Annotated in this window: 5 protein-coding genes and 2 pseudogenes; 6 read left to right on the forward strand and 1 reads right to left on the reverse strand. The window is 46.3% G+C overall.

All coding sequences use genetic code 11. From position 1 onward, the window contains the following. Positions 1-553, reverse strand: a pseudogene (locus tag B4C70_RS01550) (hypothetical protein); the annotation flags it as partial. Between the two features lie 241 nt (positions 554-794). On the opposite strand from B4C70_RS01550, the gene B4C70_RS01555 reads away from it, so the two are divergent. The 6 genes and pseudogenes from B4C70_RS01555 to B4C70_RS01580 all read left to right on the forward strand — a co-directional run bounded on the left by B4C70_RS01555 (position 795) and on the right by B4C70_RS01580 (position 8,997). Beyond that, complete coding sequence (locus tag B4C70_RS01555; protein WP_035408336.1) at positions 795-1,034, forward strand: hypothetical protein; 240 nt, start codon at positions 795-797, stop codon at positions 1,032-1,034. A 109-nt stretch (positions 1,035-1,143) separates the two neighbouring features. Then, complete coding sequence (locus B4C70_RS01560; protein ID WP_214730062.1) at positions 1,144-1,530, forward strand: hypothetical protein; 387 nt, start codon at positions 1,144-1,146, stop codon at positions 1,528-1,530. A 170-nt stretch (positions 1,531-1,700) separates the two neighbouring features. Next, positions 1,701-3,593: a glycosyltransferase family 2 protein gene (locus B4C70_RS01565; protein ID WP_290776551.1), complete on the forward strand. Its 1,893-nt coding sequence runs from the start codon at positions 1,701-1,703 to the stop codon at positions 3,591-3,593. Between the two features lie 205 nt (positions 3,594-3,798). Then, positions 3,799-4,503, forward strand: a pseudogene (locus tag B4C70_RS01570) (hypothetical protein); the annotation flags it as partial. A gap of 53 nt (positions 4,504-4,556) precedes the next feature. Further along, positions 4,557-5,312: a glycosyltransferase gene (locus B4C70_RS01575; protein WP_290776554.1), complete on the forward strand. Its 756-nt coding sequence runs from the start codon at positions 4,557-4,559 to the stop codon at positions 5,310-5,312. A gap of 160 nt (positions 5,313-5,472) precedes the next feature. Next, complete coding sequence (locus tag B4C70_RS01580) at positions 5,473-8,997, forward strand: CDP-glycerol glycerophosphotransferase family protein (protein WP_290776556.1); 3,525 nt, start codon at positions 5,473-5,475, stop codon at positions 8,995-8,997. Positions 8,998-9,031 lie beyond the last annotated feature (34 nt).

Raw genomic sequence — 9,031 nt, forward strand, 5'->3', positions numbered from 1 at the left:
CGCTTAATTTGACAAACCGTCTTCGGTTAAAGTTCTTTCCTGCGGGATAAAGTCCGGTCAATCGTCTGCCGTAATGAACTTTTGCCTGTCCCATCCGAAGCCGCGTCACGCCATACTGCTTTTTAAAATAATCAATGACGGGTTCAACGATATAAGACGGCTCCAAGATATGAAGGACGAATTCGATCGCTTCTGGCCCATACTCATCTTCAACAAAATACCCATTGCCGATTTCAAAAAGAAATCCGTTGAGGTCTTCTTCAATGCTCGAACGATGCTCAAAGATGACATCATACTCTGTATCCTGACAAAAGATCTCTACGACAACTTCGTGGTAATCCGCTTCTTGAACGACAGAATATCCGTCTTTTTCTTTCTCTGCAACAAGTTCTCGGATACAGGCATCCAGATTAAAAAAGCGCGAGAACTTTTGCTCGCTCATTGGTTCTTTCAATCTCTCTCCCATGATGCCGTGAAACGTGTAGAGTGTCCGTCCATCCTTCTCGAACAGCCAAAAATGATTCTGACCGTTGATTTGTTTAATGAGTTGCATATTGTCACACGATTCCTTTAAGTAATAAGTCGATGAAATTTTTAATTTCTTGTCATTTGTTGTTTTCTTGAAAAATCAATTTCTCTTCTTCATTATAAAACCCATAACCATTTATGGGAATTTTTATTTATTCATATGATATATTCCATTTTGATTACAAATTTAATTTAAAACACTTTTTATGTAAGCGTTATCATTATACTGTATACGGTACTTATTCTTTATTAAGGAGTTGAATTAAATGGATACGGTCATCAGTCACTATTCGAAATTCAAATGTCCACGTTGTCGCGAGAAATTCAAGGATGAGATTCTCATTGAAGATTTACATAGTGTAGCGTACGAAGACCGGCGCTTAGGTCTCGAAATCCAGTATGACTTTTCTTCGGAAGTCGCTTGTCCGAACTGCCATCATCAATGGCTCATTGAAGGCAATGTCTGGGAGTATCCTGAAGGCGTCATCGATGCCATCGAACTATAGTGCGACCAACATGAAACACTTCCCTTTTTCTTAAGTAAGCTACATATGAAGTGTTGCCTTGATGTATACTATCGGTAATACAGAACGTGTACTTCGGAGGGGTTCGCATTTGAAAAGCAAACTTTTATTTTTACTGCTATTTTCGATCGTCTGTCTAGCAGGATGTAGCAATTACGATCAAGACGGAAATACGACTAGTGAGGAAGCAAAAAAGAAATACGATGCAGCCATCAATCAAGTCTTCAAGTCTGAAAACCAGTACTTGAAGCAGCAACAGATCAACCAGCAACTAAAGCGAAACACTGATGAAACGGGCGTCATCGTCTATGAGGATAAAGATTTAATCGAAATCTATTACGACCAATCATCTGAAGGACAAAAAGCCATTTATCAGAAAAAAGGATCGACTTACGCGCGGAAGACGTATTCGAAACAAATCAGCGGTAAAATCGATGCCTCTGAAAAAAAATACCTTGAGAACATTGGAATCAAGTAATTCTAATCCTATAAGGCTGATTGGTTAATTGTCTAAATGGTCGATGACTCCATTATTTTATGGAGCCATCGACCATTTTCGTGTTTTCTTATCCTTCTCTTTCCTTCATCTGTTTTAAGGCACAGTTCAGGGGGTATTTTTTAATATTTAGTTTAAGGTGGGAATTACTGATGGAAAGAACCGCATCGATCATTATTCCTGTATACAATAAGGCGACATATCTCTCAACTTGTATCGCATCGATCCAAGAACTCACGCTCGATCACTCAACAATCGAAGCGATTTTCGTTGATGACGGTTCGACGGATGAATCGTTATCGATTCTCCACACGGCTGCACAAACGATGGATTTCATTCGCATCATCGAACTTCCTGAAAATTCGGGCAGTCCTGCACAACCGCGAAACGTCGGAATTGAAGAAGCGACAGGTACCTACGTCACGTTCTTAGATGCTGATGATCGTCTCGATCCAGTCGGATTCCCTCGACTCGTCGCACAAGCCGCTTCGCATGATGCCGATATCGCATTCGGTCAAACGATCAAACATACCAACACGTCGATTCAAAAGGTTGGTCGCTTTGCATCGTTTACGACAGCGAATCAGCTTGTTCCGTATGAAATCGATAAAGTGTTCCGCGCGGTCGGACCTCCAGGGAAAATTCTGAAGCGCTCCGTCTTGCTTGAACATAACATTCGGTTCAGCGCGATGCAGTACGGTGAAGATAAACTCTTCTTCTTTGAAGCCATCTCGAAATGCCAAACGGCTTCGATGAATCCGGCACCGGTCTATCACGTCAATCGTTTCGCGATGAATGATTCGCTTGTCGGACAAACAAGTATTTTCGAAAAGACGACCTTCAATTTACAAGTGCTTGAGAAAACGCTCGAACTTGATATTCCGGCAGTTGCTAAAACCCATGCTTTGAGTCGATTGATCGAGATGGACTTCCTCTCCCGACTGTTCAACAACAAGCGTTTCCTTGAGCATCCGCAACAGCAGACCTTTTTTGACCTGTTCCGCGAAATGATTGCCGTTTTTGAACGCCATGGTGCAGATCCAGCGGATTTCATTTTTGATGACATCTTTCAAAAACAGTACGCCTTACTTCAGCAAAAAGATTATGACAGCTTCGTCACCTTCATCACGCTGCTCGTCCAAAAACATAAAGCCCGGCGATATGTATCGGAGAATCGTCTTTATTACCGGATGCCTGCTTCGTTGAGTCATCTCGGTCCTGTCCTTGAGCCATTCTTTGCTACGTATGCAGGCACGCGTCTCGTTGATGGTCTCTTCTATGAAGTCGTACAATTACTCAAAGACGACATGTCTTCGGTCGATCAAGTTCTCTTAATCGCACCCAACGATGAAACAACGGAGACCGACGTTCCGTTCCATATCGAAGGGACTGAATTGTTTATTCCGACGGAGGCACTCGAACCGCGTTCAGATCCATTCCAATTGATGCTGATCCATGACGACTACCATCCGTTCGTCGTCCGGATGACGTTACCGAGTAGTGTCGACGAAATGCATTTGCATTATCAGCAACTTAAAGTCGAATTTCGTCCCGAGGAACAAAAATCACCGTTACAGAAAATCGACGCGACGAAGTATCATATCGAAGCACCGACGCAAGTCGTCGTACTCGAGAAAGCCTTTTTGTATGATGACCTCGAATTCGAGCATAAGCAAGCAGCGCTCGAAGTCGGTCAACTCCTGACGATCAGTGATCTAAAGTTGACGCTTGCTGGCACACCACGACTCGTCACGGCTGATGGGGCTTACGTCACGGCAAACAAAAAATATGTCCATCTTCCGCCTGTGATCGATAACGAGACGTATCTGACTGTGCCTCCAACAACAGTCCGGATTTTGAAGACATGTAAACAGTACGCCGATCGCGACTTTAAAAATGAACTACCGACGAAAAACACACCCGATACAGTGCTTCAAATTGAGAAGGTCGTCCTGTCATCGAAAGGCACACCACGCTTGAAAACGGCTCAGGATATGTACATCACAGCCAATCGATCATTCGTTCAACCGATCAACGAAGCTTAACAATACACCTAGGGATAGAGAGATCTCGTTCCTAGGTTCCTTATTATTCCAACAAAGTATGCTATAGTATGGATAAGGTTCACCGATATGATCCATATTTTATGCTACTAAATAAAATTGTAAGCGCTATATAAGGAGATGCCCTATGAAACGAGATTTGTTTTTTACATTGAATACGTTAGCAGCTTAGCGTGGCGGTTTATCAAAAGCAGTCATTAAACGCGCGAATGCCATCATCACGGCTGATCCGGAGCGAAATGTCACACTCGTGACGTTAGGGATTCAACCGAACCTCGAAGCGATTCGCGAAGAGATAGTCGAGGCGCGTTTGCTTGATCCTCGCATCCAGGTCGTCAACGTCATCAATTTTTTAGCACGCCGCCAGGCAGACAAACGGTCCGTCGTTTCTTCGAAAGCCGAATTGATTCCGCGTTGGGAAAAACGGTATACGTTGTTCCTCGATGCGAGCCGTGCCGAAAAAGATTCCTATCGATTGTTCGACAATGGTACATACGTCCAGTACGCTCGGTTTGACGCTAACAATCAGCTCAGCTTCATCGATTATTTTTCAGAGAATCGCCATCGCCTACGCCGCGAGGAATACATTGATAACGGGCAGTTGGTGCAGACGATCCAGTATTCGCTTACATCGAATAAGCCGGTCTCCCGTTCCTTCTTCCACAGTGATGGAACGTGTTATTTGACGATTTGGCATAAAATCAACTCGGCAGACTGGAGTCATCTATTTTATTTCGAAGCCGGTCAGGAAAAACAGTTCAATGATCCAGCGATCTTTAATACGTTCGTCTTGAACAAGCTGTTAGATCAACATGACGCGGTCTTGATCTCATCAGAATACCGGGATCGTCTTGCCAACCTACCGAAAAAAATTTGGATGCGGTCATCCTAGACATCAAGCATCCGAATATTAAAAAGATCGCCTTCGGGCATAGCAATCACTTCGTGTCGCCCTTCAATGAGACAGCAGCCGTCAGTGGTGTCTGGGATACATTATTCGGTCGCATCGACGAGTGGGATCGTGTCATCACGGCAACACCTCGTCAACAAGCGCATATGACCAACCAGTTCGGTCATCCGGAAACGTTCCATGCGATTCCACACGGTGTTGGTGCTGTTCCGGAAGCCGACTACTCGGTACTTCCTGAACCTGATCCGAATCGGTTCATCGTCGTCTCGCGCATTCAAGTCAAAAAGGATGTCGCTGCGAGTGTCCGTGTCATGCGGAAGATCGTCGACCACCACCCCAATGCCTTCCTTGATTTCTATGGCTTCGGTTACAACGATCAGCTCGAAAAGGATCTCCATGCTTTGATCAAGGAATTGTCATTAACGAAGCACATCCGTTTCAAAGGGTTCGTCACGAACATTCAAGACGCTTATCATGGTGCTGTCGCAACGATCTTTACGTCGCAATCCGAAGGGTTCGGGATGGCGATCCTTGAGAGCATGGGCTATGGTGTTCCGGTCATCGCCTACGATGTTTGTTACGGTCCCCATGAAATCATTGAGCATGGAACGACTGGTTTTATCATTCCAACAGGTGACACGTCAGCTTTCGCAGCAGCAGCGATCCGCTTGATGGAGCAACCGTCCCTAAGACGTCAAATGGGCGAAGCCGCCTTGCATTCGGTTGAGCGTTTTTCGGATGATCTTTTCACGAAAAATTGGCTGATGCTTTTGAATCAGCTCGACGAATAGTTAGTCGACCTCCTCCCCTGTGAGGAGGTTTTTTTGTCTATCCACCAAAGTCCGCATTGTTTTTCAAATTTTAGGATGTTTTAGCTATTGATTATGATAGAATGCTAAGGGAAGATAGCGCTTTCATAAAACATCTTTTAGTAGGAGGTTCCTTGATTCCATGCTGTTTAAATCTGCTCTCCGGGTGCTCCAATTTGGACATTCCGTACTTCCGAAAAAACAAAAAAAGCTTAAACGATCGGCATTAAAAGAATCGTTAAAGATTCAATCTTCGCCGACAGACTATACGCTATCCGGTCAATTGAATGATCCGTTGCTGACGATCACGTCGTTACGTATCCGCGATCGATCGCAAGAGACGGTCCTTGAAGTGCCGAACCAACTGGACGATCATCGCTTCACCTTTCAGCTGTCGCATTCAATCGTGTCTCAATTGAGTCAGCATGTTGCTCAGATGCAAGAAGAGGCGGACGTTCCGACGGTCGAAGAAGACGGTCTCGCTGAGATCGAGTACGTCGAAGCCGATCAAGATACGCTCTATCCGATTGGTCGTTTTTCGCTTTGGCTTACGTTCACGAAAAAAGTTGAACACCTCACACCGGAGCAATTACAGAAATGGGAATCTGACGGCTTACCGAGTCATGCTACGCTCGACGCGTCTGTCTTCACCCGTGAGATTCTGCTAGGACGTTTCCTTGATACACAGATCCCTGCGCCTCTCGCGCCGTTGATGGATGAGACGTTCAACGAATTCGTCCAGTTGTATACGGATTTAAAAGGCAACCTGCGTCTGTTGCTGAACAAAGAACCGCAGACGAAGCCGAAGATTCAAATCGATGCGGTCCATAATGAGACGAAGGCGACGACAGTCATCAGCGGAAAAGCCTTTACGCGTCATGCGTTCATCAAGACGGGACGGTTGCTCCTTGTTCACCGAGAGAGTGGCGATCAAGTCCCTATCCCAATCGATTGGTTGTACCAAAACGAGGTAAGTGCGAAAAAATTCGGATTGTATCTCTATCATTACACGGCGAAGATTCACTGGTCGCACCTCTATCAAGCAGCCCAATTGCAAGAAGGGGTTTATGATGCTTTCATCACGCTCGATTTCTATCACCGATCGGAACCGAAATTACACCGTCTCGGTCGTGCCCGTTATATCACGCGTCAGCTGACACCGGAAGCGTTAGGGAAAGATGAGACGTCGACGATGCATATCATTCCGTACTACACGGTCGGTCACCGGAATCTATCATTTGAGATGACCGAGTTCACGAATGAAAATTACGCCTATCTGAATCATCTGATGACATTTGCCCCGCTCTACCGGCTGTTTGCCGAGAAGAACACGTGGCTCGTCGGAGAACGTCCATATAAAGCGCAGGACAATGGTTACCACTTCTTCAAATACATGCGCGAGACCTATCCGGAGCGACCGGTCTATTACGTCATCGATCCGGCGTCGAACGAATATGCGCAAGTCGCTCCGCTCGGAAACGTCTTGCCGATCAAATCGAAGGAACACATCTATCACTCTTTGATGGCAAAGAAGGTCATCGGGACACACCACGCGGAATACTTGTATCCGCTTCGCTCGGAGCCGTTCAAACGCAAGATGCGTGCAGATCGTGTCTTCATCCAACACGGGGTTCTCGGAACGAAGAACATGAACAATCAATACGGGAAATTTGCTGCTGCCTTCGACACGGATTTGTTCCTTGTCAGCTCGGAGCGGGAAAAACGACTCGTTACACAAGATATGGGATACGCTGAGCGCGAGGTCAAAATTACTGGCTTGTCTCGCTTTGATGCACTCTTGAAAAATGACGTCCCGGTCAAACGTCAGATGCTCGTCATTCCGACGTGGCGGTCGTGGTTACAGACGCCACTCCAGTTCTTCGAATCAGAATACTATCAGCAGTACCAAGCGTTCCTATCGAGTGATCGTTTGCATGCGTACGCGAAACAGCATCGTCTCGAGATCGTTCTTTGCCTGCATCCAAACATGCAGCAATATTCGAGTCATTTCGAGAACTTACCGATCACGGTCATCCACCAAGGCGAACGTGACGTCCAAGGGTTATTAAAAGAGAGCCTGTTGCTCGTCACTGACTACTCGAGTGTTGCCTTTGACTTCAGTTTCTTAAAGCGACCGGTTCACTATCTCCAATTCGACCCGAAACGCTTCATCGGTCCACTCGGTTCATATCTCGATCTCGAGAACGAATTACCGGGTCGAATCTCAAAAACGATTGATGACCTGTTCGACGATCTTGACGCGACGGCACGCCATAATTTTGAGATGGCGGACGAATACAAACGACGCGCTGACGTCTTCTTGACGAAAACGGATACGACTTACTCTGATCAGGTCTATCAAACAATCGCTAATTATACGAAACAGACGAGTCTCTTTGAAAAGATTCAGACGAACGAGGCAGCGAACATCCTCTTTAAGGTCTATCGCCGAAGCCGGTTCTACTTCCCGACGATGAAGGCTGGATACCGGCTCATGCAACGCGTCTTGCCGGTCGACCCGAAACTCGTCGTCTTCGAGAGTGGGCTCGGTAAACATTACGCGGACAGTCCGCGTTACATTTACGAGGAACTGAAGAAACAAGCACTCGGCTACAAAGTCGTCTGGATCTATAACAAGAAGCTTTATCTCGGAGATCCGAACGCAAAAGTCGTCAAACGCTTATCTCCTGCCTATTTCTATTACATGGCGACGGCGAAGTTTTGGGTCAACAATCAGAACTTCCCGCATTACATGACGCGGCGAAAAGAGACGACCTACATTCAGACATGGCACGGCACACCTTTGAAGAAGATGTTGTTTGACTTAGACGAGATCCATGGACGGGACGAAGGCTATGTCGAGCGTGTAACGAACGCGATCCAGCAATGGAGCGTCCTCTTGTCTCCGAGTCCCTATGCGACGAACATCTTTAGAAGTGCGTTCCAGTACGGGGGACCGGTCGTCGAATCTGGTTATCCGCGAAACGATCTCTTCTTTACGGCGAATAATGCGGCGACAATCGAACGGATCCGGACGCAGCTTCAACTACCGGAAGACAAGAAAGTCATCTTGTATGCACCGACTTTCCGTGACCATCAGTCGCTCGGTAAAGGGAAGTTCTACTTCGACTATCCGTTTGATTTCGACCGGGTCGCGGAAGCGTTAGGCGATGAGTATGTCTTCTTGATTCGGACGCATGTGCTCGTCACGAAAAAGCCGAAGATTCCAGCGCAGCACCGGGAACAATTCATCGACGTGACGGCCTATCCGGATATTCAAGAACTTTACTTGATCACCGATCTACTGATCACAGACTATTCTTCTGTTTTCTTCGACTTCGCGAACATGAATCGTCCAATGATGTTCTATGCGTATGACCTCGATCTTTATCGAGATACGTTACGCGGCTTCTACCTGGATTACTACAATGACCTTCCGGGACCGATCTTAGAAACGGAAGAGGCTTTGCTTCACGCCTTATCGGACATTCCGCGTCTGACGAAAATGTATCAAGCGCAACTCGATACGTTCCGTGCGACATACGGTCCGATGGAGGATGGGTTTGCCGCTTCTCGTGTCGTCGATGCGTACTTCAAAACGGATCAAATGATGCGCACTCAAACCCTTGAATTACTTGAACAACCAGACGGCAGTTACTCTGTTTGACCGATGATACGAAAAAACGAGGCTGGGACATAAC

This window comes from Exiguobacterium sp. UBA5002 (genome assembly GCF_002396765.1).
GTDB lineage: Bacteria > Bacillota > Bacilli > Exiguobacteriales > Exiguobacteriaceae > Exiguobacterium_A.

Bases quoted from the DNA above. Each gene is read 5' to 3' on its own strand.
- B4C70_RS01555 (WP_035408336.1), top strand. From the start codon at position 795: ATGGATACGGTCATCAGTCACTATTCGAAATTCAAATGTCCACGTTGT.
- B4C70_RS01565 (WP_290776551.1), top strand. From the start codon at position 1,701: ATGGAAAGAACCGCATCGATCATTATTCCTGTATACAATAAGGCGACA.
- B4C70_RS01580 (WP_290776556.1), top strand. From the start codon at position 5,473: ATGCTGTTTAAATCTGCTCTCCGGGTGCTCCAATTTGGACATTCCGTA.